The organism is uncultured Sphingomonas sp. (assembly GCF_964244265.1).
Classification (GTDB): Bacteria; Pseudomonadota; Alphaproteobacteria; order Sphingomonadales; family Sphingomonadaceae; genus Sphingomonas.
In genome coordinates this window covers 21,173-47,401 of the sequence record NZ_CAXTHV010000011.1, presented here as the reverse complement: position 1 = coordinate 47,401, position 26,229 = coordinate 21,173, and the positions used below count along the sequence as shown (strand labels likewise).

The window sequence follows — 26,229 nt, the reverse complement described above, 5'->3', positions numbered from 1 at the left end:
CGCCTTCAGGCGTGGCCGCCGGGCGAGATCGTCAGCGACCGCACGCCGCGCAGGTTCGAACTCGCAGCCCTGGTCACGCTCGACAGGTCGATCTCATACTTCGGAAAGCGGCTTAACAGCTCCTCCAGAACGACGCGGATCTCGGTTCGTGCCAGGTGGATACCCAGGCATTTGTGGATGCCCGCGCCGAAATGGATCGATCGGGGGTCGACGGGGCGCTGCACGTCCAGCCGACGGGGATCGTCGAAGCGGCGCTCGTCGTTGATGGCCGATCCCGCAACCATCAGCACGCGTTCGCCGGCCGGGATCGTCACGCCGTGCAGCGTCGTGTCGCGGCTCGTCGTGCGGCCGAGATATTGCGCGGGGTTATCGTATCGGAGCAGTTCGTCCGCCCCGCCCTCGATCAGCCCGGGATCCTTGCGCAACTTGCGCCGCTCATCGGGAAACTCGTCCAGCGCGAGCAGGCAATTGGGGAGCGACCGCGCCACCGTCTCATGGCCGGCATTGCCGAGTTCCGAATAGTGATAGACGATGTCATCCTCGCTCATCCGGTATGTGCCGCCCTGATCGTCGCTGATTTCGGCGGTCATCAGAAGCGTGATCACATCGTCGCGCGGGCTGCGTCGGCGTTCCTTGATCAGGCCCCGGAAGATGTCCAGCCGGCGACGGTGCGATTCCTTGATCAGCTCAGGATCGGCGTCGTCGCCGCGCAGCAGGAAGACGTTGGTCCAGCGGTGAATTTCATCACGAAATTCCGGTGGTATGTCAGTCAGTTCGCTGATCACATCCATCGGCAGTTTCGCGGCGAAATCCTCCGCCCAGTCGTAGCGATCGCGATCCCCCAGTTCCTCGAGCAGTTCGATCGCGCGCGCACGGATAAAGGCATCCAGTTTGGCCATCCGGCCGCGAGTGAAGATCTTGACCGCGAGGCCCTTGTGCCAGCTATGCTGAGGGGGATCCTTGACGAGCAGATAGGGCATGCCTTTCTCGGCGCCCTCGATCGTCACGCCCTCGCCGCTGACGAACGTCTCGTTGTCGCGCAATCCCGCATATACGTCATCATATCGTGTCAATGCCCAGAATCGCATCGCCTCGTTATGATAGACCGGCATCTCGTCGCGCAGGCGCCGATAGATCGGATAGGGGTTGCGGGTATATTCCGCGCCGTAAGGATCCAGTTCGATCAACACCGCCTCCCCCTTTCTTGTCGATGCGCTCTGAACGGCATCATCTTTGGGCTCGAGAAGAGCGCGTCCGGCGCCGTCGCGCAAGGGCGGATCGACGCGGTCGGAATGTACGGGGCTGCACCCCAGTATAACTGCGCCTCGGCGATATCGGTCGATCGACGTGGCCGCGATTGCCAGAGGTTGAATGGAGGTACATGGCAATGATGAACGAGGTGGGAGGATGATATGGCGACATTGAACTATTTCGCGGTTGGCTCAAACCGGCTGGACGAGGCCAAGGCGTTCTATGACGAGCTGTTGGCATCGATCGGGTGGGAGAAGATGTTCGATCACCCTTCCGGCGGGCGTCTGTACACCGCCCGGGGCAAGGGCATATTCGGGGTGCTCGCACCGATCGACGGTAACCCGGCGACCGTCGGGAACGGTTTCACCGGCGGCTTTGCCTTCGACACGGGCGAGGAGGTCGCGGCGTTTCACGCCAAGGCCATCGAACTCGGCGGGACCAACGAGGGCGATCCCGGCGAACGCGCGCCCAACATCCATTTTGGCTATTTTCGTGACTTGGACGGAAACAAGCTTTGCGGGTACAAGATGGGCTGAGAGCCTCGGCCGGCTGCCGGAGCAGCCGATACCTTATCGGATCGCTTCGGCCCCGGGGCGCCCCTGGCTCCTTGCCGGGACCGCCACGGCAGATTCCTTGGTCAAAGGTTGCACTGCCGTTGTGCAAAATTGCGGAGATTGCCGCCGCCGCCTTTGTATTACAGATCCTGACAAATCGCTGCACAAACCGACAGTGATAATCGCCGGAAAGGCGAAGTCAGGGGAGATGTCACATGGTGATCCGTTTCACGCGCGGCAGGCTGATGGCTGCGGCGGCACTTGCCGTCGTCGCATGGCCGCAGGCACAGGCATCCGCGCAAACCGGAAAGCCGGCCGGCAGGCAAACCGGTCCCGCCTATCCGACAGCGCCTCGCACCGCTCCCGATGGCACCGCTCCTGACAACGATGCCAGCGAAGGCGATATCGTCGTTACCGCGCTTCGCCGCCAGGAGCGTCAGGTCAGCGTTCCCGCCGCGGTGACCGTAGTGAACGCCGATACGCTGGTGAAGTCGGGGGTGAGCAAGTTCCAGGACCTCGGAAACCTCGTCCCGGGGGTGCAGATTTCGCGGTCGGGCTCCTACACGCAGCCCGCCATCCGCGGCGTGACCACGACGTTCGCCGGCAATGGGCAGGAAACGAACGTCGGCGTCTATATCGACGGATTCTATCAATCGGATCAGCTGTCGATCAATCAGGACTTTGCCAATCTGGCCAACATCCAGGTCCTCAAGGGTCCGCAGGCCGTGCTGTACGGCCGCAATGCAACCGGCGGCGCGATCCTGATCACAACCAAATCGCCGGGCGATCAGCTGGAAGGCAATGCGTCTATCAGCTATGCGCGGTATGACGACATCATTGCCCAGGCCTATGTCTCGGTGCCGGTCGTCAAGGACGTCCTTGCCGTCAATATCGCCGGATATTTCCGCAAGAATGACGGGTATTTCAAGGACGTCAACAATTTCGCCCCCAACCAGATCATCCGTACGCCCGGTTTACGCGATGCCATCGGGAGCGGTGACAATACGGTCAATTACCGCCAGCGTTCGCTCCGCGCAAAGGCCAGGTTCACGCCGGGCAGCGGCGTCTCCCTGACTTTCGGCTACAATTACACCTTCATCAACGATCCACGCGGCTTCGCCTACGGCATCATCGGCCAGTCTCCATATGCCGCCCTCGTTCCGACAGCCGCGGCGCCCAACGTACAGGTCAATCAGCGCGACAAGACCTCGCTCAACCTGCGTCCCCAGAATTTGAGTGAAGGAGACGAGTTCACGCTGCTCGGCGAATTCGACCTGGGAAGCGGAGGATCGATCACGACGCATACCGGCTATTTGACCAAGCGCGACCACCAGATCTATGATTTCGACGGAACGCCGTTCGACGGGTTTGAAGGCCTGCAGATAAACAAGCGGCGAACGTTTACCCAGGGATTGGATTATTCCGTTAACCTGGGGGATCGATTGACGCTGCTGGCCGGCGCTTTCTATTACAGCGACAGTTTTCGCACGACCAACGGTACGGTAAATTTCGTCGGAGCAACCGGCGTGCAGAATATATTCACCGTGCTTCCGTTCAGCACGCGGTCCTATTCCGCCTACATTGATGCCACCTACAAAATCGGCAACCATCTCTACTTAACGGCCGGCGGTCGCTACAATTATGACCGGAAGGTGCTTTCGAGGACCGACATCGTCACGGTTGGCGGGGTGGTCCAGCCGGTGACGACTGGCGGCGCTGCGCAGAATTTCGGCGGACCGGTTCGGGAAAGCAACAAGCGGTTCACGCCCCATGCCGTAATCCGTTATGAGTTCGACCCCGACACCAACCTCTACGCCTCGATCTCGACGGGCTTCAAGGCGGGCACGATCAACAGCGCCTTTCCCCTAAACGTGCTGAAACCGGAGACGGTCACCGCCTATGAGATCGGTTACAAGATGCGTCGCGGGCCGTTTTATCTAGACGCCTCAGGCTTCTATTACGACTATAAGGACAATCAGGTGGCGGCGCTGCTGCCGGTGATCGGCCAGACATCGACGTTCATCCAGAATTCGGGAGGCGCCGAAATCTACGGTGCGGACGGATCGATTACCGCGCGCGTCGCCGACGCGTTCAACCTGCGCGCCGGGCTGGCATACCTTCACGCCCGCTACACCAACTTCGCCAACGCCAACAACATCTCTATCAATGCGTCGGGCACGGCAAACACCACGGTCATCGCCGACTGGACGGGTCGCCGGATCGCCCGGGCCCCCGATTGGACCGGAAGCTTCGGCGGCGACTATACGGTCAAGCTCGCGGGCGGCGACCTTCAGTTTTCGGGCACGGCGTCGTTCTCCAGCCGCTATGCGCCGCAGAACGCCTCTTATAATTGCCGCGCATTCGGAGTCGTGAACGGCGTCAACACCTGCGTGGTGCCGGGAACACTGACGCCGGACCAGGGCAAGGGCCAGCCCGGCCGGCTCGAGGAAAATGGATGGTTTCTGTTCGGCGGCCAGATCCAGTGGACCGATCCGAGCGATCATTATACGATCGCCATCTATGCCGAGAACCTGACAAACGAGCGTTACAAGATCATTTCCTCGGCGAGCGCTTATGGTACCTATGAGATGTACAACCAGCCGCGCAGCATCGGAGGCCGGCTCGGCGTCAAGTTTTAGCGCGTGGCGGCGGTGAAGCGGGGCGCCGCGCTTGCCGAATGGCAGGCAAACTGGCCATTGGTCGTGGCGGCGACGATCGGCATGTCGATCACCGGCGTCCACCTCTATTCGCTGGGCGTGCTGCTCGCGCCGATCGCAGCCGAAACCGGCTGGAGTCGCACCGAGATCACACTGGGGCAGACATTGTCATCCGCGGTCAACGCGGTCCTGGCACCACTCTGCGGCGTACTGATGGATCGCTATGGGCCGCGCCGGATCGCGATCCCCGGCACTATAGTGTTCTGCCTCGGGATGGTGGCGTTTGCGGCGATCGGCCACTCCTTGTTCCACTGGTATGCGACATGGGGCATCCTCTCGGTCGGGCTCATCGGCCTGAAGCCGAATGTCTGGACAGGGGCCGTCTCCAGCGCTTTTTCGGCATCGCGGGCCCTGGCGTTCGCGCTGGTCATCAGCGGCGTCAGTCTTGCCGGCGCGCTGGTGCCCAGCATCACCAACCTGCTGCTGGACCATTATGGCTGGCGCGGCGCCTATGTCGGGCTGGGCATCCTATGGGCGGCGATGCTGCTGCCGCTCTGCCTATTATTCCCGAAGGCGCTGCCGCGCAGTCCCGCGGCGTTCGCTGCGGCCGACGGCATCGGCGTCCTCCCCGGCCTGACGGTAAGAGCGGGCTTGCGATCACGCGCTTTCGCGGGGCTGGCGATTGCGGGCTTCGTCTTCAGCACTGCGCTCTTCGCCATCACCTTCCACTTCGTGCCGATGTTGCGCGATCGGGGCTTCAACCCCGCGGCGGCGGCGGCGATCGCCGGGCTGATCGGGATATTCTCGATTATCGGGCGACTGATCACGGGCGTGCTGCTCGACCGCTATGCCGGCGCTCTGGTCGGCGGGATCGCGTTGCTGCTGCCGATCATCCCGGTAACGCTGCTGCTCATGCTGACAAGCGACAGCCTGTGGCTGATGACGTTGCTCGCGATCCTCATCGGCCTGTCGGTCGGTTCGGAGCTCGATATCCTCGCCTATCTGGCTACGCGATATTTCGGGCTGCGCTTTTACGGGACGCTGTTCGGCTGTATCATCGGTGTGCTGGCGGCCGCAACCGCGCTGGGCCCGGTGCTCGGATCCATGATTCGCGATCAGACCGGAAGCTACCGGCTTTTGCTTTGGCTGGCGCTGCCGGGCTTCGTCATCAGCGCGCTGGCGATCGCCACCGCCGGCCGCTACCCCGAATTCAACGGACCGCGGAGCCTGCCGCTTGACCCGGCCTGACCGACCGAAATGATGGATAGCGCGCGTGCCGAATGGCGAAGCTATTGGCATCTGCCGCTGCTGGGGGCGCTCGGCATGTCCGTCTCGGTGCTGCACGTCTATTCGCTGGGCCCGTTCATGCAGCCGCTCGCGCGCGAATTCGGCTGGTCGCGCGCGCAGATCTCCTCGGGCATCACCATCGCCAACGGCATGGCGTCGCTGCTGTCGGTCTTCGCCGGCATGGCGGTCGACCGTTTCGGACCGCGCCGGGTGGGGATTTGCGGCATCGCCATCATGTGCACCGCAATTGGCTCGTTAGGCGCGGCGACGGGCAGCAACGCGGACTGGGTCGGCCATTTCGTCCTGGTCGGGCTAGGATGCCTATCGGTCCACACGACGATCTGGGCAGGCGCGGTCGCCAGCCGTTTCCGGCAAGCGAGAGGGCTGGCGATCTCCATCGCGATGTGCGGCAGCGGGATCAGCGCGACGATCATGCCGCTGGCTGCGACCTGGCTGATCGGATCGTTCGGCTGGCGGGGCGGCTTTGTCGGTCTCGGTTTCTTGTGGCTGGCAGTGGCGATGCCGCTGATTATCCTCTTCTTCAGCGGCGCTCAGGACGAGGGACGCGGGCGCCGTGCCCGGCCCGAAACCGCGCCAATCATCCCCACAATAACGCTTCCCGGTCTTACCGTTGCACAGGGCTTGCACTGTCCGGCATTCTACAAGCTGGCGGTGGCGGGGGGGATGTATTCGTTCGTGTTGATTGGCACCATTGTTCATTTCGTTCCGATCCTGGAGGACCGCGGTCGCGCGCCGTTGGCGGCCGCGGCGACCGCGGGCCTGATCGGCTTCGCCTCGATAATCGGCCGGCTTGGCACCGGATTGCTGCTGGACCGCTTTCCCGGCAATCGGGTGGGCGCGGCGGCGTTCGTCCTGCCGACGCTGGGGCTGGCGCTGCTGCAATGGAGCGGCAGCGCGTTTGGCGAAGTGGCCGCGGCGATCGTCATCGGCCTGTCGGTGGGCGCCGAGCTGGACGTGATCGCCTATCTGTCGACCCGCCATATCGGGCTGCGCCGGTTCGGCGCCTTGTTCGGCATCATGATCACCGCGCTGAGCGCCGGCCTTGCCCTGGGCCCGGTGGCTGCGGGGACGACGTTCGATCATTTCGGGAGCTATGGCTGGTTTCTCGCCGCGGGCATGCCGCTGATGGCCGGATGTGCGATCGTCCTGGCAACATTGGGGCGCTGTCCCGAGTTCGCCCCCGTGGAGCCGGCCTCGACCGTGCCGCCCGTCACCTGATCACACAGGTATCGGTGAGCGGGACGCAGCTTTTCAAGCGGCCTCGGCGAACGCCTTCATGCGCAGCAGCCGGCCCGGCCGCGCGCCGGTGTCCTGGTCGTCTCGCCGGGTGACCACGCCCTTGACGATGGTCGCGCGATAGCCTCGCGCCCCCTGGACCATCCGGCCGCTGCCGAGCGGCAGGTCGAACACCATTTCAGGCATTTCGTTGTCGATCCGATCAAAATCGATGACATTGATGTCGGCGCGCTTGCCCACCGCGATCGTCCCGCGGTCCGCCAACCCGTACAGCGCGGCCGACGCGCCGGTAAGCTTGGCCACCATCGTCTCCAGCGGCAGCGTCGGCCCGCGCTTCCGATCCCGGCTCCAGAAGGAGAGGTGAAAGGTGGTCATCGCCGCGTCGCAGATCATCAACAGGTGCGCGCCGCCATCGCCCAGGCCACTGACGGTGTCGGGATGCGCGAGCATGTCACGCACCGAGTCCAGGCTGCCGCCGGTATAGTTCATCGCGAAATCGGCCGCCATGTTGCCGCCGTTCCCTTCAGAAAAGGTATCGTAGAGCACCTCCTCCATGGTCCGGCCGGTTGCCTCGGCGATGACATCGAGCCGCTGCTCGGGGCCGGGTTCATAGTCGAGCGGGGGCTTCATGACGTAATAGCGGTCGAGCACTTGCCGGAAGCGTTCAGCCAGACCGTGGATCCGCAAGCTCGGCGCCTGCTCGGGCGGCACGGCGGCTTCCGACAGGATCGCGCGGCGCCGTTCGGGATCGCGCATCGCGGCCGCCCGCTCGGCGCGCGGCAGGTGCGCGATCGCCATGTAGGAGGGCCGTGGCTGGAAGATGTGGTAGCCATCGAGCGCCAGCAGCAGCCCGACGCCTCGCGCGGCGACCTGCGGGTGGATGTCCAGCCCGCGATCATTGGCCGCCTCCGACGCCGCGATCATCGTCCGCCATTCATCCGGTGCGTGGTTGTGCGAATGGAGCAGATAGGTGACCGGCCGCCCCGCCGCCTCGGCGATACGCTCGAACCGGGCATGCTCGCCAAGCCGCTCTTCGGTGGGAATCTGGGTGCCGACGGTGTCGCCCGAACAGCCTAGCGGCACGATCTGGAACACCCCCTTGCCGGTCTCCCCCATCGCTTCGGCTATCGCGATCAGCTCGCGATCCTCGGCGAAGGTGCCCGGAACGAACTCGCCCTTGCTCGACTTGTGCTCGAGGATACGCGACCCCGAAACGCCGACCGCGCCGGCATCCATCGCTTCGCGCACGATCCGCTGCATCTCCGCGAGATCGGCGTCGGTCGCGGGCTCATGGCTGATCGCGCGCTCCCCCATCACCGCAACGCGCAACGGCGCATGGGCGAGGTGGGCGGCGACATCCATTGTATAGGCGTTGGCATCAAGCCGGTCGAGATAATCGGGAAAGCTCCGCCAGTTCCAGTCCAGCCCCTCGTCGAGGACGATGCCGGGAATGTCCTCCACGCCCTCCATCATCTCGACGAGCCGCGTGCGGTATTGTGGATCGGCGGGGGCAAAGCCGACGCCGCAATTGCCCGCAATCGCCGTGGTCACGCCATTGGAGAAGCTGGGCTCCAGCTGCTGGTCCCAGATGAACTGGCCGTCATAATGGGTATGGATGTCGATGAAGCCCGGCGTCACGATCGCACCGCCCGCATCGATCGTCTCGCGCGCCTCGCCTTCCAGCTTGGCGCCGACGGCAACGATCAGGCCATTGTCGATCGCCACATCGCCCGCAAACGGCGCCGCACCCGTGCCATCAACGATCGTCCCGCCGCGAATGATCATGTCGTGCATCACTGTCTCCTGGTCGCGCTGACCGTCTTGCGGACGGCATCGTTTGTTGACCAGATTGGCATCCAGTGACATCGATTGCAATGACACGGGACGACAGCATCCGTCCGGTTGCCCGAGCAAAACGACGGCAGGCAACGCCGCCGTCACGGGTGCGGCGAGGGGGAGGGCAAGATGGACTTCACGAGCAAGCGCGCGGTCGTGACCGGCGGCGCATCGGGGATCGGCGAAGCGGCGGTGCGGATGCTCGTCGGGGCAGGCGCCCGGGTCGCCATCATCGACACGAACGCCGCGGCCGGGGATCGCATCGCGGCCGAGCTGGGCGATGCCGTCAGCTTCTGGGCGTGCGACATCGCCGATGTCGAGCAGGTCGGCGGCGTGGTGACGGAGATCGCCGCCTGGCTCGGCGGGATCGATCTCCTGTTCAACAATGCCGGGATCGGCAAGTTCGGCACCGTGACCGACACCGATGCCGCGACCTGGGACTTCATGATCGCGGTCAATCTTAGCGGAGCGTTCCACCTGTCGAAGCAGGTCCTGCCGCATATGCGGGCCGATGGCGGCGGGGCGATCGTCAACACCGCGTCGATCTGCGGGCTGGCGGGCGATTACGCGCAGACCGCCTACAATGCCGCCAAGGGCGGGCTGGTCAATTTTACCCGGTCACTGGCGCTCGACTATGCCGATGACGGCATCCGGGTGAACGCGGTCTGCCCCGGGGTGATCGGGGATACGCCGATGACCGCGCACATGGACCAGCTTCCCGGCGGCACCGCGCCATATTTCGAACGTATTCCCTTGGGGCGGTTCGGCCGCGCGGTCGAGGTCGCCCGGGCGATGCTGTTCCTGGCGTCCGACGACGCCTCGTACATCACGGGACAGGCGCTCGCGGTGGACGGGGGGCTGCTGTGCCATTCGGGGCTACCGCGCATCCGTCGGCTCTCGCCAAAATCCGCGCTCGAGCGGTAACGGCGGGCATCGGAGGAAAATTCGCTGTTCCGCGAATACCAGCGGACCCTCAGGTCCTGATCGGACGCCCGAACCGCGCCCCGGGGTCGAACTGTTCCAGGACCTGCTCAAGCCCGCGCGGCGGCGGCTTGTTCGCCGGATTGTAGAACGCGAGAGGATATGGCGCATGCCCCTCTTCATCGGATCCGGCCGCTGTTTCGCGCGCTGGAACGCCTTGATCATAAAGGGTTCCAGGTAACACGGCGTGATCGAGGAGGCGTTGTTGAAATGCGCACACTCCCAGATGCGGCGCCCAATGCGGAAACACGCCGTCAAAGTCGATCCGGGGATAGCGAACCTTCATCGAGCATATTCCCTGGCCAAGCCGCAGCTTGTCATTCGCCGGCATCGAGATCAAGCGAGGCGCGCGTCGGCCCAACATGCTGTCCGCGGCGGCCGGATCGTAAAATGATCTATGTTGCCGCCATTGGCGCGTGGCGCGCAACGAAAGGAAGGCTAGACTTGAGCAGCGATCACCGCATTGACCCGTGGGTGTTGGAGGCCAGCCCCGATTATCCGCTTGTTTCGTTTCACGGAGCGCGGCCACCCGCGCCTGCATGGTACGAGGCGCTGCGGGATCAGTCGCCGGAGCAAATGCGGACTAAGGTGAACGGCGCCGAGATCGAAGTGCTCGCATGGGGTGAGCGAGGACGGCCTGGCGTGCTCCTGGTGCATGGCAACCGCGCTCATGCCGGATGGTGGGGGCCGGTCGCGCCGCTCCTCGCCCGGAACTATCGTGTCGCCGCCTTGTCCCTTTCCGGCATGGGCGGATCGGACTGGCGCGATACCTATACTAGCACTGACCATAGCGCCGAGCTGTTCTCCGCAATAGCGGCGGCCGGGCTGGCAGAGAGCGTCGTCCGGCCCTTGATCGTGGCGCATAGTTTCGGCGGCACCGTCGCCGGCAACGCCGTGCGTGGCCAAGGCGACAGGGTTGCGGGGGTCGTATTTGTCGATTCCGCGATGACCCCGCCGGCGATGCGAGAAGGCATCCGGTCGACGATGCGCGTGCCGCGTCGCTATCCCGATCTCGCATCGGCACTTGCCCGTTTCCGGCTGTCGCCCACGCAGCCGAGCCACTGTCCGTTCATCCTCGACGATGTCGCACGCGGCGGGCTGGTTGAGGAAGACGGCGTATGGCGCTGGCGATTCGATCCGATGATCATGCAGAAACTGAACACTGTTGAGGCCTGGGACGTCGTCCTCGATCCGCCGTGCCCGATCGCCTTCATCTATGGCGAGCGTTCGGCGCTCGCGAGCGAGCCGATCATCGCCGCGCAGCGTGCCGGCGCACCCCCGGGCACGCCGATATTCGGCATAGCCGAAGCATGGCACCATGTGATGTTCGACCAGCCGATCGCCCTCGTCGCCGCGATCCGCGCGCTTGCCGCCTGCTGGCAGGGATAGGTGAAGTACCGATAATCTGGGCCGAAATCGCAGTGATGCGGAGCTTCGGGCTTGCCATTCCCGGTCCATCGCGGCGAGTATGGGCGCCGTGCCCGCTATCGCTCCGCCCCGTCCCTCAATGCGCATCATCCAGCGGGAGTCAACTCGCCGCAACGTGCTCGCCGCCGCGCGCGCCTTGTTTTGCGCCGAAGGTGTCGATGCCGTATCGATGGAGGATGTCGCGCATGCGGCGAATGTCGGGCGGGCGACGGTGTACCTCCATTTCACGGGCAAGCATGCCTTGCTGGTGGCGCTGCTGACGGAAGATTGGGCCAGCCAGTTGCGCCTGTTCCGGAAACTGGGGGATAACGGCCAGGTAGACGATGGCGCTATAGAGTCGTGGCTTGGCCGGGTGATCGACGGCATGCGCAGCGCGCAAGGCAGCTTCGCCATCCATCGCATCGCGCTGGGGCAGGACGAACGCCTCGCCGATATGCACCGCGCCCATCGCCGCATGCTCGCTTCGGTCCTGCTCGACCGGCTGGCCACGCTGGGTGCGAGCGAGGTGGGCATACGGGTAGAAGCGGTAATGATCGTCGCCGAGATCGAGTATCTTGCTGCGGCAGCGGCGGTGGAGTGGAATGCGGAAGAGACCGCGGCGGGGGTCAAGCTGATGACCGATCGCCTCGCCGCATTTGCCGCGCGGCCAACTGGATAGACAGTCGTCCAGCAAGTTCCTATGACGCGGCAGCGCGGCACGAAAAGGATCAGCGTGGAAAGAGAAATCCTGTTCTCGGGGATCGGCGGCCAAGGCATCCAGCTCGCAGCGCGATCTTTAGCCGTCGCCGCGATGCGGGAGCGGCGCCGCGTCCTTATGTTCGGCACCTATGGTGGTGCCATGCGCGGCGGCGATACCGATGCCACGATCGTGATCGGCGTCGACAGCCTGGTCACGCCGCCGGTGATCGATCATGCCTGGGCAGGGCTCGCGATGCATCCCAAGGGCTGGCCCGCCATGGCGGCCAAGCTTCGCCCGGGCGGCCTCGTGATCGTCAATACCAGCGTGTTCGAGGAAACGGTGACCTATGACGGCATCGTCCTGCCGCTCGCCGCGACCGCGATCGCAGCCGGCGCCGACATGCCGCAGGCGGGCGCGATGATTGCGCTGGGCGCGTTCGCTGCGGCAACGGGGATAGTGGCGCTGGCCACGCTTCTGGAGATCGCCGAGGAGGTGCTGCCCCCCTATCGACAACAATTCGCCGAGCCTAATCGCTTGGCGCTGGCATTGGGTCATCAGGCTGTCACCGATTTGCGGTGCGCCGCCTGGTCGCGGCTGGAGATGGCGGCGTGAGCAGCGGCCAGCTGTCGCGCGGTACGCTCGTGATCGATGTCGATGCCTGCAAGGGGTGCGAGCTGTGCATCGACGCCTGCAAGCCGCACGTGCTGTCGATGACGACCGGCAAGCGCAACGCCATGGGCTATCTTTATCCCGAGCTGGAGCCCGGCTGTACCGCCTGCCATGCCTGCGCATTGATCTGTCCCGATTTCGTGTTCCAGGTGTGGCGCTATGACGAGCCGGTCGCGGCCGAGATGCAGGAGGCGGCATGAGCGTGGAGCTGCTCGAAGGGTCGGACGCACTGGCGCGCGCGATGGTTTCGGCCGGCTGCCGCTTCTTTGCGGGCTATCCGATGACGCCCTTCACCGAGGTGCTGGAGGGCATGGCACGACTGCTGCCCGAGGTCGGCGGCGCGTGCGTCAATGCCGAGAGCGAGCTCGAGGCGGTGGGGATGGCGTGGGGCGCGGCGGCCGGCGGGGTGCGCGCGGCGACCGGATCGGTCGGCCAGGGCCTGTCCCTGATGCAGGAATCGATTGCCGAGCTGTGTTTTGCACGCGTGCCCATGGTATTCATCAACATGGCGCGCGGGCAGGGCGATTATTTCCAGGCGACGCGTGGCGGCGGCCATGGCGACTATCGGACGGTGACTTTGGCCCCCGTCGATCTCGCCGAAGCCGTCGTGCTGATCCAGCGGGCGTTCCATATCGCCGACTGCCTGCGCAATCCGGTGATGTTCATGGGCGACTATTATCTAGCACACGTGATCGAGGCGGTCGAGACGGGGCCGGTCGACTTCGGGCCGGTGCCCGACAAGGACTGGATGCTCGACGGATCGACCAGCGGATCGGGCGCGGCACGGATCGTTTCCTCGATCATGCCCTACAAGCGCAATGACCCGCGCTACATCAAGTACGGCACCTATTTGGAGACGAGCGGCGACAAGGTTGCCGCGCTGGAGGCGGGCATGCCGCCGCTGTTCGAGCAGGGCTGGTGCGACGGTGCCGATTACGTCGTCGCGGCTTACGGCACGCCGGCGCGGATTGTCCGCTACGTCGTCGGCCAGTTACGCGCCGAAGGCATGCGGGTCGGCTTCTTCCGGCCAATCACGCTGTGGCCATTCCCTGCCGAGGCCTTGCGCGCGGCGACGCGGTCGGCGCGTGCGATCGGCGTGTACGAGCTCAATGCCGGTCAGATGATCGAGGACGTGCGCTTGTCGGTGGGGGACCGTGCGATCGCCGCGATCGGCGGGATCAGCTTCGATCATTCCGGATTTGGGGTGGCGCCCGATCTGACGCCGGTCAAGGTCGCCGCGCGCATCCGCGCCGAATTGGCGGCGCTCGGCCCATCGGCCGCCCCCGCGACGGAGATCGCCGCATGACCGCACCTACGCTCGTCCGCACCGACTCTGCTCCGACGCGGCCCGCGCGGCTGGTCGACGATTTCTCGCCGCCGCTGATCCTGCCGGGCAAGCATCACCTGTGTGCCGGCTGCGGCGAGCCGGCGGCAATGCGATCGGTGGTGGAGATCATCGACGAGCTGGGGCTGACCGACCGATCGGTCGGCGTGTTCGGGATCGGCTGCTACACCGCCTTTTCGCCGGGCATGGACGTTGAGGTGCTCCAGGCGCTGCACGGCCGCGCGCCGAGCCTCGCCACCGGGCTGAAACGGGCGCGGCCGGCGACGATCGTCTTCACCATCCAGGGCGATGGCGACATGGTCAATGAGGGGCTGCAGGAAGTGATCCACACTGCCGCGCGCGGCGAGAACGTCACCTGCATCATGCTCAACAACGGCGTGTTCGGGGAGACGGGCGGACACATGACGGCAACCACCGTGATCGGGCAGCGCACCAAGACGTCGCTGGGCGGCCGCGACGCCAAGCAGCACGGCTATCCTATCCGGCTGGCCGAGATGCTCGCTCCGCTCGACGGCGTCGCCTATGTCGCGCGGGGGGCCACCAACAATGCCGGCAACGTATTCCGCACGCGCAAGATGCTGGGGGCCGCGTTCCGCGCGCAGAATGAGGAGCGCGGCTTCGGCTTGGTCGAAATCCTGACGATGTGCCCCACGGGTTGGTTCATCCAGACTGGCGAGGCACCCGATTATTTGACCGACAAGATGGCGTCGTTCCACAAGATCGGTGTCATTAAGGATAACAGCAGCACCGTAGCGAGCGTATAGCGCGGATCGGAGATAGGGATTGACGCAGCGCCTGCTCGTCGGCGACATCATCCGCACCGCGGCGGTACGCACGCCCGCGCGTCGGGCGGCATGGCATGGCGACAGGGCGATCAGTTTCGCGGAAGCGGCCGCCTCTTCGGAGGCGGTCGCGCAGGCCTTGCTGGCACTTGGGATAGGGCGGGGCGACCGCGTCGTCTGGATCGCGGAAACCTGCCTCGACGCCGTAATGATCCATTTCGGCACCGCACTTATTGGCGCGATCTTCACACCGCTCAATCCCAAGGCGCCTGCCGCCGAGATCGACGGTCTGATCGCGCATGCGGAGCCGGCGCTCGTGCTTGGCGACGAAGCGAGTGGCCGCATGACGCTCGACATGCTGCTCGCGCGGCACGGTGGGGCAGGGCGCGCTTTTCCCGACGTCGAAGAGACCGACGCGCAGGTGATGTACTATACCAGCGGAACAACGGGCGATCCCAAGGGCTGCCTGCTGTCGCACCGGACGCAACGCCTCAGGATCGGCGTCGGTAGTCATTGGCCGGTGCCGCCGACGGTCGTGATGTTCCCGCAATTCCACATGGCGGGCTGGACGCGGGCGTTGCGCTGGTGGCTCCAGAGTTCGACAATCGTCTATGTCGACCGGGCGGAGGCAGGATTGCTGATCGAGGCGATCGACCGCCACCGCTGCGACGCCTTGCGCGCGATTCCCGCAGTGCTGCGGCGGATCGTCGAGGCGGACCGGGGCGGCCATGACCTATCCTGCCTGCGCAGCATCGAGACGGGCACATCGATGGTCACATCCGAACTGATCGGCGTGATCCGCGACGCCTTCCCCGGCGTTGCGATCTCGATTGCCTATGGGTCCACCGAGGCGGGATCGGTCTGCACGCTGGGGCCCGACGATATCGATCGCAAGCCGGGGTCGGTCGGCCTGCCCGTTCCTGGCGTGACGATCGAGGAAGGAGCGAACGGCGAGATGCTGGTCGCCAGCCCTACCGTGTTCGACGGCTATTTCCGCAATGAAGCGGCAACCGCCGCGGCGTTCGAACGCGGCTTGTTCCGTACTGGCGATCTCGCGACGACCGACGATGAGGGATATCGCTCGGTGGTCGGGCGCGCGGGCGACCTGATCCGGTCAGGTGGCGAGTGGATCTCGCCTGCCGAAGTCGAATCGGTGCTGCAGGCGCACCCGGCGATTGCCGATGCGGCGGTCGTCGGCGCCGCGGATCCTGATTGGGGCCAGGTGGTCACGGCTTTTGTCGTCGCGCGGGCGGACGCGACGATCACGATCGATATGCTGCGCACGCATTGCGCAGCAACGCTGGCACCGCACAAACATCCCCGGCGGCTGAAACTGGTCGATTCGCTGCCGCGCACGCCCGCGACCGGCCAGGTCCAGCGTCGGCTGCTGGAGGCATGAGGATGGTCAATAAGCCTGGCCTGCTGTTGTTCACGCCGGGCATGGCCCGGCTGGGTGCCGACGTCATCAAACGCTTCGACGTGCTCAAGCTTTGGGAAGCCGGCGATGTCGATGCCGCGTTGGCCGACCATGGCGCCGGCATCGTCGCGATCCTGACGACGGGCAGAGACCGTATCGATGCGTCGTTGCTCGACCGGCTTCCCGCGCTGCGTGTGATCGCCGCCGCCGGCGCCGGCTATGAGGGCATCGACGTCGCCGCAGCGGATGCGCGCGGCGTGATCGTCGCCAATGCCGGCGATATGCATAGCCGCGACGTCGCCGATCACACGGTTGGACTGATCCTGGCGGCGATCCAGCAGATCGCGATGGGCGATGCGTGGGTGCGGACGGGGCGATGGGGTAGGGAAGGGTATCCGCCCTATCGGCGCGCGCTGTCCTCGCATCGCTTCGGAATCGTCGGCCTGGGCCGTATTGGACAGGCAATTGCGGCGCGGCTGACACCGTTCGGCGGCGAGATCGCCTGGTGGGGGCCGCATGCCCGCCCGGCGGCGTGGCCGCGCAAGGAGAGCATTCTAGGGCTGGCCCAATGGTGTACGACGCTGGTCGTGGTGGCACGCGGCGATACCCATCGCCTGATCGATCGCGCGGTGATCGAGGCGGTCGGCGCGGACGGCCTGATCGTCAATATCGCGCGTGGCGACGTGATCGACGAGGAGGCACTGATCGTCGCGCTCTACGATGGCAGCCTGGGCGGCGCCGCGCTTGACGTGTTCGTCAACGAGCCGGCGCGACCGGAGCGCTGGGCCGGCGTGCCCAACGTCATCCTCTCTCCGCACAATGCGGGACAGACGCACGAGGCGATGGCCCGGCTGCGCGCGGCGGCTGCGCGCAACCTGCTGTCGGCGCTCGACGGCGGCCCGGTCATCAACAGGATTGCCGCATGAGCGAGGTTAGCGGGAATGTACACCTCGGCGATATGCTCACCGGCGACGTCGGCACGCGGCTGGTTCATGAGGACGATCGCATCCGCATCTGGGAGCTGAGCCTCTAACCGGGCGAGGAGACCGCGCCGTACGAGCATCGTCTCGATCACGTGATCGTGGTGCTGGACGGCGACCGCATCGCCGGCGTGCCGCACGCCCGCTCCACCGGCCGTTCCGCCAGCTATATCGAGGCGGACGTCACGCCGGGCCGCTGGTTCGTCCAGCAGCGCGGCGGCATCGAGGCGGCACGCAATGTCGGCCGCAAGCCCTATCGCGAGATCCTGATAGAGTTGAAGGACTGAAGGGAAAGCCGCATGGATGCCGCCCGGCCATCGACCAGCTTTGGGCATCTTGCCTTGCATTATCGCGACGTGACGGATGGCGCGCTCGCAGCGCGCCTGCTGCGCGCGCTCGGCTTTGTCGAATGCTATCAAATGCAGCGCACCGACAGCGGCCCGTTCTGGCACTTCATCCTCGACGCAGAGGCGCAGGGCGGGGCCGACCGCATCATCTACCTCATGCAGATGCCGGCGGAGATTCGGGCGGTCTATAACGCAATCGCGCGCGAGGTCGGCGGATCGTCCGAGGTCGCGCAATGGCGCTTGGCGCAGGCGCATGATCCGGAACTGGGTTTTCACGCGGCAGTGCTGGTCCACTCGCTGGAGGAACTGGAGGCAATGGTCATGCGGGTCCGGGCGCTCGGCGAAAACGATGCCGAGTTGCACGGTCGCGTCCGTGTCACGCTGAACCGCGCGCGACCAGGGACGCCGGAAGTCGACGCGCGGATGGACGCCTCGCCCGTCTTCGCCGACATTACCCGCTACACCTATGGCCGCAACGGCGTGCAGGTGTTCGTCGAGACCGACCTGGTCGCCGGCGGTCCGCTGGGCGACAATTGGGTGTTCGAGTTCGATTATGTCTTTCCGGGCTATGTGGATCACATCCTGAGCCGCCCCATGCCAAGGCGCCGACAGCACAGACGGCATGACGGCGCTCGGACCAAGGACCAGCTGAGTTAAACAAACCCGATCTTGCGGGGGGCAGTGCGGCGCGCTGCCGGCACGAAGACTCACTGATGCCAACTCACGCATGGTCGCCGGCACGCCTATGTACCTTGGTTGGAACGACGGATAGCGCCACATGATTGCTGACCCGCTTCCCGAACTGCCGGCCGGCGCCTTCGCCAAACAGGATGCCGGCGACGACCTGGCCTTTTACGCACCGCCGCGGCTGGTCCATCATATCGACGAAGGCGCTATCGCCGCCCTCACCCGGTGCTATCGAGAGCTGCTGCCTGATGGTGGGCGCGTGCTCGACCTGATGTCGAGCTGGGTCAGTCACCTGCCGACCGATCGCACCTACCCCGATGTCGTCGGCCATGGCATGAACGCCGAGGAGCTTGCCGCGAATCCTCGCCTGGACCGCTGGTTCGTGCAGGACCTTAATCGCAGCCCCATGCTTCCGCTGGAGAGTCGATCGTTCGATGCCGCGCTCTGTTGCGTCGGTGTGCAGTATCTTCAGCGGCCTGTGGAGGTCTTTGCCGAAGTGCGCCGGGTGCTGACGGAGCGGGCGCCGTTCATCGTCAGCTTCTCCAACCGCTGCTTCTCGACAAAGGCAGTCGCCATCTGGCGCGCGCTCGATACCGAGGGACATGCCGCGCTTGTCCGCCTTTATCTGGAGCGGGCAGGCTTCGGGCAGATCACCGTCGAGATGCTCGTGGACGGGCGCAAGAGCGATCCCCTGGTAGCGCTGGTGGGCAGAGCCTGACCGCCCGCCTAACGGACGGCTGCCCGGCGCGCCCTTGAACGGGGGCCAAGTTTGACGGGATCCAGCCGCCGTACAAGCCGCCCGGTGAGGTGCGACCATTGCCATCGTCCCATAAACGCGCCCGAAACAGGTGCACGTCTTTGACAATAGTAATCAGCTGTTTGCCGATCAGACGATCGACGGTGCGCTTCGCAGCAGCAACGGCGCCTCGTATTGCGAACCTGCCCTTGACCGCTTCATAGCGGGTCTTTGGCCTGGCGGCGGTCAGCGCGGTGGCGATCACCTCACCGGCGGCGCGATCCGGCTGCAGTATACCATAAGTGGCTGTTACGTCCATAGAAGTGGACGCACGCCGCTTGAACCAAAGACCCGCTGAATTAATACGAGATGTGGTGGACGCACTTGGGCTCGAACCAAGGACCCGCTGATTAAGAGACGACGTGGGCTCGATCTTCATTTCTCTACGACGCTCCACCAAACTAGCTTGGGCTCCACCGAAAAGCCTTCTAACACGTTATGTCCCGCTTGACCGATCAGCGGGTCCGCTCTTAGATTCTCTATTAGTCGCTCAATCGGCATGCCCGATGACAGCGGATTTTTGGAGCCCATGTGGAGCCCATAGTGGGGCAGTACATGATCGAAGGGAACGAGAATGGCCGCTGCACTCACAAAGACCGCGATCGACGCGGCCATCGCAAAGGTTGGCCAGGGGCAGCGCATCGTCCTTCGCGACGATCGCGAAGCGAACCTACAAATCCGCATCGGCCAACAGTCCGCGACATGGGTTTGCGATCCTCGCTTGAAGAACGGGCAGCGCACGCGCTTCACCCTAGGTCGTTGGCCAGGGCTCGGCATCGCCGATGCCCGCAAGGCTGCGCAGGACATGCGCCGCAAGATCGATGAGGGCATCAACCCCAATGAGGAAAAGAGGGCGGCCGTCCGCGCCGCCGAGATCGCGCGGCGCACTCGCACGACGCTGCGCGACGTGCTCGATCAGTATGAGACGGCCAAGCTGTCGCAACTTCGGCAGGGTGCGGCCACCCGGCGGGCGCTGGACGGGAAGAAGGGCTTGCTCCGCGACATGCTCACTCGCGCGCCGGGCTCGATCATCCGCGCCGATATAGCCGATGCGGTGCGCCGACATGCGAAGACGTCGCCGATCAGCGCAAATCGGAGCCTCGCCTACGCCCGCGCCTTCTTCAATTGGTGCGTCGGCGAAGAGATCATCGAAGCCAACCCGGCCGAAAAGGTGAAGAAGCCGGCCAAGGAGAATCAGCGCGACCGCACGCATACGCTCGGCGAGCTTGGCGAGATATGGACGGCCGCCGGGACGCTCGGCTATCCGTTCGGCCCGCTCTACCGGCTGCTCATGGTGCTGCCGATGCGGCGTGAAGAGATCGCGGCGATGCCCGTGGCCGAACTTGATCTCGGCAGCGACGGTGCGCCAGCCGAAGACATCTGGACCCTCCCGGCCGGGCGCACGAAGCGCGCCAACGCTCTCCGCGTGCCGCTGTCGCCGCTTGCCCGGTCGATCATTAAGGAAGCGCTGGCCGATCCAGCACGGCCGAAAGAGGCGGTGGGCGATGACGGGCGATCAAGGCCGAACCCGTTCGTCTTCAGCACGACAGGCGCTTCCCCCGTTTCGGGCTTCACGAAGGGCAAGCGGCGGCTGGACAAGGCCATTGCCGACGCCCGCGCGAAGGTAGCGGCCGAAGAGGCGTCGCGCACTGGCATACAAGACGGAAATGCACCTGAACCGGACGTCATGCCGGGCTGGACGATCCACGATCTGCGAACGTCCTTCGCGACCAATGCTTCCGATCGGCTCGGCGTCGACGCCACCGTCGCCGATCGATGCCTGAACCACGTTGGGTCCGCCACGACGTCGAAGATCATGCGAACCTACAATCAGTCGGAGCTATTCGAGCCCCGCAAGGCGGCGCTCTGCGCATGGGCGTCGCTGATCGAAAGCGAGGCGCTTGGCCGCCCGGCCGGGAATGTCGTGCCGCTGCGATCGGCCGAAGCCGCATGAGCAACCGGAGGAAGCGATACGCGATTGGAGCCGGCACCGACGCGCTGTTGCCCCGGCGCGATCGAAACCGCCTCCGGGTGAAGGACGGCGCGGGCGCGCCGAAGCGGACCGGCAAATACATTGACGATGGCGAGCGCCTGCGCCTGGCGCTCATTCTTCGGGCGACGGGGGAAAGTCCTAGCTGGCCGCGCGCCGCGCAGGATGCGGCACTTCGTCTTGAAAATATCGATCCTTGGGACGGATCGGTTTTTCGCCAAATGGTCGAGCTCGCCGACAACGGAGAACTGAAAGGCGCTGATCTTGAAGTGGTGCGCGAAGCTCGCCGCCTCTGGACAAAAATCTACGCGGCCCGTCGTGTTTGGGACGACCACCTGCACCATTTAAGCGGGCTGCTTGCCGGCGCGCCCGCGTTTCGAGCAGCTACGGTCGCCATTAGGGACCGGATGCTGGCGAGCGCGGTCCTGCCCGATTGATCGTAATCGCCGAGTGGCCGCCGCTCTAGCAATGTCTCCGGGTCGATACTTCGACCGGAGATTGAGCGATGGCAAAGCAAGAAGATTCGATCGAGCCCGGCGCGCTTACCGTGCCTGCGTTCTGCAAATGGGCGGGCGTGTCGCCGGCGTGGACATGGCGGTTGATTGCCGAAGGACGGCTCGGCAGCGTGAAGCGCGGCAAGCGGCGGTTGATCCCGATGGAGGACGCCCGCGCATGGCTCGAAGCCGGCCGGGAAGCCGCTTGACCCAAAAGCGAAACAGCCGGCGCGCGAACACCGACTGCTCGATATCGCAGAAAGGAACGCCGTGACTTATGGCGAACAACCGCCCGAAGCCAAAGTGCTTTCGCGGCTCTCGACCCTTCGCTTGGCCGGTGCGCGGGCGCTGCTCAATATCGAAGCGGATGGTTGCGTCGTCGCGCCCGGCGAGCGGCCCGTCGCCGAGATCGTCAACATGGGCGGCAATATGCTGCGCACAAAATGGGGCATAGCGGACGGCGACAAGCTCGGCCGTCGCATCGCACCGATCGACGCACCCGCCTTGCCCCCGGAGCCGGTCGCCAAGCGCGGATCGGACGAAGACAAGGTGCGGCGCTACGGCGGGCGCTTCATTCGGCGGCTGCGCCCGCATGAAGAGGCTGAATACTTTGCCGTTGTCGGCGAGCTTCCTCTGATCGCGCGCGATGCCCTGCACGGCCAATGGCGCTCCAGCCGGGGAGGCGCGTATCGCCGCGCCGTCATGGAGGTTGTGGCGGTAGGCCAGGGCGCGATCCGTAAGCGGCCTTGGTCGATCCCGGCCGGGCACCTCACCGCTGCGGTCAACCCGAAAAACCGATGGGCGGTAAGTCAGCTTCAGGCCGGCAAAGCACCCCCCGGATGGGCGCGCATCTAGCTCACCCCTTTACTGCATCTCGCGCCGTGCGGCGCGCCCAGTGCCCGGCTGCGCCGGATAACGCTGCGGATCATTGGACCCGATCACCATGACCGCGAGTGTTGTCGATCTCTTCCGAACCGGCCCCGGCACCTCGCCGCCGAACCTTGCCGTTGCGCTCGATCATGCGCGGGCCGGCTTCCCGGTGTTCCCGTGCCGCCCTGTCGCCGAAGGCGAGTTCACGGCGAAGAGCCCGCGCGTCGCCGGCGGCCATCGGGCGGGCACACTGGACGAAGCGACGATCAGCGCATGGTGGAGCCGGTGGCCTGATAGCCTTGTCGGGCTTGGGCTCACCGCCGCCGGCGTGATGGCGATCGATGCCGATCGGCACGGCGGCCCCGATGGCGTCGCGGCTTGGGATGCTCTCGCCGGCGCGCAAGGGTTCACCGGGGCGGCCTTCCCGGCCGTTGAGACGCCGGGGCAGGGCCGCCACGTCTATATGCGACGCCCCGCCGGTATGGAGCCAACGAACGGGGAAGGCGATCTGCCGAAGGGCATCAACGTGCGCGGGGCGGGCTATACGATCGCGCCGGGGTGTGTGCTGCCCGATGGCCGGCGCTACGAGCCGGCCGCCGGCACCCCGCCGCTCTCGCTCGATATTCCCGATGCGCCGGCATGGCTTGTCGCCCTGATCGGCGTCGCTCGCCGCGCGGCCGATACCGCGACGCCGGTGTGCGAACTGGATACGCCGGCCGCGATCGAGCGGGCCGCTGCATATCTTGCCAGTGAAGCACCGCCAGCGATCGAGGGCCAGGGCGGTGACAACACCGCCTATCGGGTCGCTTGTCAGGTGAAGGACTTCGGCATCTCCGAACACGAGTGCCTGAACCTCATGCTCGATCACTATCAACCCCGGTGCGCGTCGCTCGGCGGCGTTGAGGATGAGGCGGCATGGCTGGAGCGCAAGGTGGCCAGCGCCTACGCCAACGGGCAAAACGCACCGGGCATCGCGTCGCCGGCGGTCGACTTCAACGGCGTGGAGATTATCCCACCGCCAGCCGTCCGGGTGGCCGCTCCGTCGATCGTGCGCTTCCTCTCCGATGCCGGTGCGGCTTTGCGGCCGTCGTGGCTCGTGAAGGAATGGCTCCCGAAGCAAGGCGTCGTGCTGCTCGCCGGGCAAAGCCGCATCGGCAAGACGTTCCTGTCGCTGGAGCTTGCGGGTGCGCTGGCCACCGGTGGCACCTTCTTCGGCCGTCCGGTGCGCGAGCGTGTCGGCGTCCTCATCCTGGCCGCAGAGGGCGCGGGCACGATAGCCCCGCGTCTCGAAGCGCTCCGGCTGCACCGGCTCGGCGGCGTTGATGCCGCTATGCTGCCGATCGCGTGGGCGGAGATTGCCGATGCGAACGAGATCGGCGCGATCGTCATGGCGGCGGCCGCAGAGATGCAAAAGCGCTTCGGGCTCCGTCTCGGCATGATCGCCGTCGATACGGTGGCAGCGGCCTTCAGCGTCGACGAGAACGACGCGCAGCTTGCCACGGTCGCAATGAAGGCGCTCCACAAGCTGGCCGGCGATGCTGACTGTCTCGTCGTCGCGGTCGCGCACTATGGCAAGAGCGACGGCGCGGGCGTGCGCGGATCAAGCGCTTGGACGGCCAGCGCCGACGTGATCCTCGCCGCGACGGGCGAAATCTCGGAGATCACCGGCGAGGTGAAGGATCGCAAGCTGGCACTGACGAAGAGCCGCTATGCCGAGACGGGGTCGGTTGCGGACTTCGAGCTTCGCAGCGTCAACGTCGGGTTGGACGAGGACGGCGATCCGATCAGTGCGGCGATCGTGAAGCCGGTGAGCGTCGCCGACTATGATCCCCATCAAGTGCTCTACATGGACGGGCTGGCAGGGCTCATGCTCGCCGCCGGTGAGGCCACGGCTGACGGCCGCAAGGGGGTGCCGCGCGATCTGCTCCGGCAACATTGCTACGGCGAATGGGTCGATAGCAATCCGGCTACACGCAAGAAGCGCTTTGCACGGATCGAAGAGCGGTTGATCGCCGGGAAGCAGATCGAGCGGACTTTCGGCACCGGCGGCGTCGAGTTCGTCGTGCCCGCGCCGCCGATCCACCCCGCATCGCTGTTTTAGGGGGACGGAGTGAGAGACACCCCTTTGTCGCGCTGTCCCCCTGTCGAGCGGGATAGGTTGAAAACCGCAGAAATCCGCCAATCTCATTGCGCCGATCAGGGGGACAGCATGAGGGACAGGGCGGCCGATGCTGTCTCCCGGCCCCTTCGCATGCCGCCGCGCAGCGCTCCGCGCAGCGGCGCAGGGGGACACGGTTCCAAGACACTAAGGGCTGTCCCCTGTCCCCCTACGATAAGTGTCTGGAAAAGCGCTATAATTCAGCGACGTTTTGGCCGTCGAAATGTGGCCTGTCCCCCTGTTGTGTCCCCCTAGGAGTTATGACGATGAAGCTCACCGATCCCCCTGCAACGGCATTCGATAGCGAAGATGCTACGGATCGCGATGCCGTGACGGGTCAGTTTTTAACGGGCCGCAAAGGGGTTGGTGGACGAAAGAAGGGAGCCCGTGCGCGTTGGTCCGAACAGTTCATGGCGGATATCGAGGCGGCGTGGAAAGAGGGAGGTAAGTCGGTGATCGACCGCGCCATGTTCCACGATCCGGCCGGCACCTTGAAGGCGCTGATCGGCATTCTCCCGAAGCATGCAAAGCTGGAGATCACCACACCGATCGACGGCATGACGGACGAACAGCTAGAGCGTATGCTGGAGATCGCCGAGCGCTTCGCTGACGGTGCCGTGATCGACGGCACCCGTATGCGCAACGTCACGCCGACGCTCCCGCCGCCCTTGGCCGATGCCCCGCCCACGGCGGCGCAGATCGCCGCAGAGGCGCTTCGCCGCGACATGATCGATCAGCACGACGCCCTGGCCGCCGCTACGCCGGTGTTGCCGTCGCAGGTGCTCCCGCACCCTGTAGGGCGTGCCGTGCCCGTCTCCGCTCGGGAGGAAGAGCGTCGCAATATCGCCAAGCTCCACGATGACGTCGATCCGGCGAGCTTGTTCTAATGAGCCGTGATCGCGCGTCCTGCGCCTTGGCCACGCTTTACCGCGTCTATCGCCGCCCGGCCGGCGAGGCGATCGACGCCATGCGGCCAGATGATCCCGATGCTTTCGATGACGCCTTCGCTTGGCTTCATGAGCAGTCGCGTGAAGAGCAGCTTCGGCTTGGCGCGCTGTTCAACGCGGGCGACGGCCAACCTCCGAATTGACTGGACCCGCTGATACTTGATCGAAGGGCAAGGCCGCCGAACGCCTCTTAAGTCCTAGGGTTTCTGCGTATCCGATCAGCAGCGCACGGCATGGGCTCCGCATGGGCTCCAGCGCAGCCTAGTCACTCCCCGCACGGCGTTGCCACCCTGCCTTAGCCGCCCCCATCTCGGCGCATGCCGCCGCCTACGAAAATCGCGATCTGCCAGTGCGGCCCGAAGAGGGGGGTGGGGGACCGTTTCGCGTGGAGCCTCATAGGGGTGAAAATACCTCATACGCATTGCGGCCGCTCCGAGCGAACCGACCTTCCCGACCGCATAACCCGTTATACATAGCAGCGTTGCCACCCCTAGGCGGCCGATCGTCGCCCGCCCGATTGTCCGTAATGGTCGCTCGCCGCGTGATCCCTTCTAGTCCGACCACCTGAAGCGGAGATCACCGGTGGCCGATGAAGCCGAAATGCTGCGCAAGCTCTACGCCAAGCGCGAGACGATCGTGACGGCGGGGCGCGTCGCCGAAGCGGCCGCCGCCCGTGGGGACCGAAGCGCCACCCTTCAGGCCGAAAAGCTCTTTGACGAACTGAAGCTCGTCGATCTGCGCATCACTCGACTGGAGGCTACCAATGGCACGATCCAATAATCCCGATCCGGCCGAGAGCGCCCGCGCTACGGCGACT

General features: G+C 65.3%; 27 protein-coding genes. 24 read left to right on the top strand and 3 right to left on the bottom strand.

Features of this window, described 5'->3' with window-relative positions:
• Nucleotides 1-5: 5 nt before the first annotated feature.
• Nucleotides 6-1,190, bottom strand: coding sequence for a cytochrome P450 (locus ACFE7K_RS06365; protein WP_375397338.1), 1,185 nt, complete (start codon nucleotides 1,188-1,190; stop codon nucleotides 6-8).
• Nucleotides 1,191-1,412: 222 nt separating this feature from the next.
• Here ACFE7K_RS06365 and ACFE7K_RS06360 point away from each other — a divergent pair, with 222 nt between their 5' ends.
• From ACFE7K_RS06360 to ACFE7K_RS06345, 4 genes are all read left to right on the top strand, one after another.
• Nucleotides 1,413-1,787: a VOC family protein gene (locus ACFE7K_RS06360; RefSeq protein ID WP_375397337.1), complete on the top strand. Its 375-nt coding sequence runs from the start codon at nucleotides 1,413-1,415 to the stop codon at nucleotides 1,785-1,787.
• 233 nt (nucleotides 1,788-2,020) lie between these two features.
• Entirely contained in the window at nucleotides 2,021-4,444 is a 2,424-nt protein-coding gene (locus ACFE7K_RS06355; RefSeq protein ID WP_375397336.1) for a TonB-dependent receptor, read from the top strand.
• A 12-nt stretch (nucleotides 4,445-4,456) separates the two neighbouring features.
• Nucleotides 4,457-5,710, top strand: a complete 1,254-nt coding sequence (locus ACFE7K_RS06350) for an MFS transporter (protein ID WP_375397335.1) — start codon at nucleotides 4,457-4,459, stop codon at nucleotides 5,708-5,710.
• A gap of 12 nt (nucleotides 5,711-5,722) precedes the next feature.
• The gene (locus ACFE7K_RS06345; RefSeq protein ID WP_375397334.1) at nucleotides 5,723-6,988 is read left to right on the top strand and encodes an MFS transporter; all 1,266 of its coding nucleotides are present in this window, start codon (nucleotides 5,723-5,725) and stop codon (nucleotides 6,986-6,988) included.
• 33 nt (nucleotides 6,989-7,021) lie between these two features.
• Here ACFE7K_RS06345 and ACFE7K_RS06340 read toward each other — a convergent pair whose 3' ends face one another.
• Nucleotides 7,022-8,800, bottom strand: a complete 1,779-nt coding sequence (locus tag ACFE7K_RS06340; RefSeq protein ID WP_375397333.1) for an amidohydrolase family protein — start codon at nucleotides 8,798-8,800, stop codon at nucleotides 7,022-7,024.
• 171 nt (nucleotides 8,801-8,971) lie between these two features.
• Here ACFE7K_RS06340 and ACFE7K_RS06335 point away from each other — a divergent pair, with 171 nt between their 5' ends.
• A complete protein-coding gene (locus tag ACFE7K_RS06335) occupies nucleotides 8,972-9,766 on the top strand; it encodes an SDR family NAD(P)-dependent oxidoreductase (protein ID WP_375397332.1) in 795 nt (264 codons plus the stop codon).
• Nucleotides 9,767-9,815: 49 nt separating this feature from the next.
• On the opposite strand, the gene ACFE7K_RS06330 is transcribed toward ACFE7K_RS06335, so the two are convergent.
• The gene (locus tag ACFE7K_RS06330; RefSeq protein ID WP_375397331.1) at nucleotides 9,816-10,109 is read right to left on the bottom strand and encodes a hypothetical protein; all 294 of its coding nucleotides are present in this window, start codon (nucleotides 10,107-10,109) and stop codon (nucleotides 9,816-9,818) included.
• A gap of 356 nt (nucleotides 10,110-10,465) precedes the next feature.
• On the opposite strand from ACFE7K_RS06330, the gene ACFE7K_RS06325 reads away from it, so the two are divergent.
• From ACFE7K_RS06325 to ACFE7K_RS06235, 19 genes are all read left to right on the top strand, one after another.
• Complete coding sequence (locus ACFE7K_RS06325) at nucleotides 10,466-11,212, top strand: alpha/beta fold hydrolase (RefSeq protein WP_375397330.1); 747 nt, start codon at nucleotides 10,466-10,468, stop codon at nucleotides 11,210-11,212.
• A 118-nt stretch (nucleotides 11,213-11,330) separates the two neighbouring features.
• Entirely contained in the window at nucleotides 11,331-11,909 is a 579-nt protein-coding gene (locus tag ACFE7K_RS06320) for a TetR/AcrR family transcriptional regulator (RefSeq protein WP_375397329.1), read from the top strand.
• Between the two features lie 54 nt (nucleotides 11,910-11,963).
• Nucleotides 11,964-12,542: a 2-oxoacid:acceptor oxidoreductase family protein gene (locus ACFE7K_RS06315; RefSeq protein WP_375397328.1), complete on the top strand. Its 579-nt coding sequence runs from the start codon at nucleotides 11,964-11,966 to the stop codon at nucleotides 12,540-12,542.
• Complete coding sequence (locus ACFE7K_RS06310) at nucleotides 12,539-12,799, top strand: 4Fe-4S dicluster domain-containing protein (protein ID WP_375397327.1); 261 nt, start codon at nucleotides 12,539-12,541, stop codon at nucleotides 12,797-12,799. The genes ACFE7K_RS06315 and ACFE7K_RS06310 overlap by 4 nt, the downstream gene beginning before the upstream one ends.
• On the top strand, nucleotides 12,796-13,905 hold the full coding sequence (locus tag ACFE7K_RS06305) for a hypothetical protein (RefSeq protein WP_375397326.1): 1,110 nt from the start codon (nucleotides 12,796-12,798) through the stop codon (nucleotides 13,903-13,905). The genes ACFE7K_RS06310 and ACFE7K_RS06305 overlap by 4 nt, the downstream gene beginning before the upstream one ends.
• On the top strand, nucleotides 13,902-14,708 hold the full coding sequence (locus tag ACFE7K_RS06300; RefSeq protein WP_375397325.1) for a thiamine pyrophosphate-dependent enzyme: 807 nt from the start codon (nucleotides 13,902-13,904) through the stop codon (nucleotides 14,706-14,708). The genes ACFE7K_RS06305 and ACFE7K_RS06300 overlap by 4 nt, the downstream gene beginning before the upstream one ends.
• A gap of 19 nt (nucleotides 14,709-14,727) precedes the next feature.
• Nucleotides 14,728-16,125, top strand: a complete 1,398-nt coding sequence (locus ACFE7K_RS06295; protein WP_375397324.1) for a class I adenylate-forming enzyme family protein — start codon at nucleotides 14,728-14,730, stop codon at nucleotides 16,123-16,125.
• Nucleotides 16,122-17,069, top strand: a complete 948-nt coding sequence (locus tag ACFE7K_RS06290; RefSeq protein ID WP_375397323.1) for an NAD(P)-dependent oxidoreductase — start codon at nucleotides 16,122-16,124, stop codon at nucleotides 17,067-17,069. The genes ACFE7K_RS06295 and ACFE7K_RS06290 overlap by 4 nt, the downstream gene beginning before the upstream one ends.
• A gap of 149 nt (nucleotides 17,070-17,218) precedes the next feature.
• Entirely contained in the window at nucleotides 17,219-17,410 is a 192-nt protein-coding gene (locus ACFE7K_RS06285; protein ID WP_375397322.1) for a hypothetical protein, read from the top strand.
• A 12-nt stretch (nucleotides 17,411-17,422) separates the two neighbouring features.
• A complete protein-coding gene (locus tag ACFE7K_RS06280) occupies nucleotides 17,423-18,127 on the top strand; it encodes a hypothetical protein (protein WP_375397321.1) in 705 nt (234 codons plus the stop codon).
• Between the two features lie 121 nt (nucleotides 18,128-18,248).
• Nucleotides 18,249-18,875, top strand: coding sequence for a class I SAM-dependent methyltransferase (locus tag ACFE7K_RS06275; RefSeq protein ID WP_375397320.1), 627 nt, complete (start codon nucleotides 18,249-18,251; stop codon nucleotides 18,873-18,875).
• A gap of 652 nt (nucleotides 18,876-19,527) precedes the next feature.
• On the top strand, nucleotides 19,528-20,907 hold the full coding sequence (locus ACFE7K_RS06270) for an integrase arm-type DNA-binding domain-containing protein (protein ID WP_375397319.1): 1,380 nt from the start codon (nucleotides 19,528-19,530) through the stop codon (nucleotides 20,905-20,907).
• Between the two features lie 77 nt (nucleotides 20,908-20,984).
• Entirely contained in the window at nucleotides 20,985-21,380 is a 396-nt protein-coding gene (locus ACFE7K_RS06265) for a hypothetical protein (protein ID WP_375397318.1), read from the top strand.
• Between the two features lie 68 nt (nucleotides 21,381-21,448).
• The gene (locus ACFE7K_RS06260) at nucleotides 21,449-21,646 is read left to right on the top strand and encodes a helix-turn-helix domain-containing protein (RefSeq protein ID WP_375397317.1); all 198 of its coding nucleotides are present in this window, start codon (nucleotides 21,449-21,451) and stop codon (nucleotides 21,644-21,646) included.
• Between the two features lie 61 nt (nucleotides 21,647-21,707).
• Nucleotides 21,708-22,292 carry a hypothetical protein gene (locus ACFE7K_RS06255; protein ID WP_375397316.1) on the top strand — a complete coding sequence of 195 codons (585 nt, stop codon included), beginning with the start codon at nucleotides 21,708-21,710 and terminating at the stop codon, nucleotides 22,290-22,292.
• A 73-nt stretch (nucleotides 22,293-22,365) separates the two neighbouring features.
• On the top strand, nucleotides 22,366-24,408 hold the full coding sequence (locus ACFE7K_RS06250; RefSeq protein ID WP_375397315.1) for an AAA family ATPase: 2,043 nt from the start codon (nucleotides 22,366-22,368) through the stop codon (nucleotides 24,406-24,408).
• Nucleotides 24,409-24,731: 323 nt separating this feature from the next.
• Nucleotides 24,732-25,352 (top strand): hypothetical protein, encoded by a 621-nt coding sequence (locus ACFE7K_RS06245; RefSeq protein ID WP_375397314.1) that lies wholly within the window; start codon nucleotides 24,732-24,734, stop codon nucleotides 25,350-25,352.
• Nucleotides 25,353-25,378: 26 nt separating this feature from the next.
• A complete protein-coding gene (locus tag ACFE7K_RS06240) occupies nucleotides 25,379-25,555 on the top strand; it encodes a hypothetical protein (RefSeq protein WP_375397313.1) in 177 nt (58 codons plus the stop codon).
• Nucleotides 25,556-25,994: 439 nt separating this feature from the next.
• Nucleotides 25,995-26,192 (top strand): hypothetical protein, encoded by a 198-nt coding sequence (locus tag ACFE7K_RS06235; RefSeq protein WP_375397312.1) that lies wholly within the window; start codon nucleotides 25,995-25,997, stop codon nucleotides 26,190-26,192.
• Nucleotides 26,193-26,229: the final 37 nt, after the last annotated feature.

Coding starts and splice junctions, on each gene's coding strand:
- ACFE7K_RS06335 (WP_375397332.1), top strand. CDS start 8,972: ATGGACTTCACGAGCAAGCGCGCGGTCGTGACCGGCGGCGCATCGGGG.
- ACFE7K_RS06275 (WP_375397320.1), top strand. CDS start 18,249: ATGATTGCTGACCCGCTTCCCGAACTGCCGGCCGGCGCCTTCGCCAAA.
- ACFE7K_RS06360 (WP_375397337.1), top strand. CDS start 1,413: ATGGCGACATTGAACTATTTCGCGGTTGGCTCAAACCGGCTGGACGAG.
- ACFE7K_RS06340 (WP_375397333.1), bottom strand. CDS start 8,800: ATGCACGACATGATCATTCGCGGCGGGACGATCGTTGATGGCACGGGT.
- ACFE7K_RS06305 (WP_375397326.1), top strand. CDS start 12,796: ATGAGCGTGGAGCTGCTCGAAGGGTCGGACGCACTGGCGCGCGCGATG.
- ACFE7K_RS06300 (WP_375397325.1), top strand. CDS start 13,902: ATGACCGCACCTACGCTCGTCCGCACCGACTCTGCTCCGACGCGGCCC.
- ACFE7K_RS06280 (WP_375397321.1), top strand. CDS start 17,423: ATGGATGCCGCCCGGCCATCGACCAGCTTTGGGCATCTTGCCTTGCAT.
- ACFE7K_RS06260 (WP_375397317.1), top strand. CDS start 21,449: ATGGCAAAGCAAGAAGATTCGATCGAGCCCGGCGCGCTTACCGTGCCT.
- ACFE7K_RS06345 (WP_375397334.1), top strand. CDS start 5,723: ATGGATAGCGCGCGTGCCGAATGGCGAAGCTATTGGCATCTGCCGCTG.
- ACFE7K_RS06320 (WP_375397329.1), top strand. CDS start 11,331: ATGCGCATCATCCAGCGGGAGTCAACTCGCCGCAACGTGCTCGCCGCC.
- ACFE7K_RS06290 (WP_375397323.1), top strand. CDS start 16,122: ATGAGGATGGTCAATAAGCCTGGCCTGCTGTTGTTCACGCCGGGCATG.
- ACFE7K_RS06245 (WP_375397314.1), top strand. CDS start 24,732: ATGAAGCTCACCGATCCCCCTGCAACGGCATTCGATAGCGAAGATGCT.
- ACFE7K_RS06330 (WP_375397331.1), bottom strand. CDS start 10,109: ATGAAGGTTCGCTATCCCCGGATCGACTTTGACGGCGTGTTTCCGCAT.
- ACFE7K_RS06270 (WP_375397319.1), top strand. CDS start 19,528: ATGGCCGCTGCACTCACAAAGACCGCGATCGACGCGGCCATCGCAAAG.
- ACFE7K_RS06355 (WP_375397336.1), top strand. CDS start 2,021: ATGGTGATCCGTTTCACGCGCGGCAGGCTGATGGCTGCGGCGGCACTT.